Origin of the sequence: Exiguobacterium sp. s36, from assembly GCF_018618345.1 — a bacterium.
Lineage (GTDB): Bacteria > Bacillota > Bacilli > Exiguobacteriales > Exiguobacteriaceae > Exiguobacterium > Exiguobacterium chiriqhucha.
Genome location: NZ_JACSLW010000033.1, coordinates 1 through 392 on the forward strand (window position 1 = coordinate 1; position 392 = coordinate 392).

The window sequence follows — 392 nt, forward strand, 5'->3', positions numbered from 1 at the left end:
GCATAACTTTGAGCGGCTTTCGAGAGCGCGATCGTCGCACGTGGACTGATCCCCGTCTGAACGTTCCGGTGACTACGTGACGCGGTCGCAATCGAGACGATATAACGTAACACATCTTTCGAGATGTGGATTTTCATGGCATCGGCTCGATATTGCAGGAGTTGCTCGAAATCGACATTCGGCAGTACCGCCTTCCGGGTCTCGGTGACAGATTCCTCCAACAATTGAAGTTCGAATTCTTCGGTCGGGTACCCTGTATGTAGACACATCATGAACCGGTCAAGCTGCGCATCAGGCAAAGAAAAGGTACCAGATGATTCAATCGGGTTTTGCGTCGCGATGACGAAGAATGGGGTAGGAAGGTGATAGGTCTTGCCCCCGACCGTCACCTG

1 protein-coding gene is annotated in these 392 nt (G+C 52.3%); it reads right to left on the reverse strand.

The window, feature by feature from the left end; all coding sequences use genetic code 11:
* The coding region (locus KNP95_RS15985) for an AAA family ATPase (protein WP_214838366.1) at nucleotides 1-392 on the reverse strand (392 nt) is incomplete at both ends.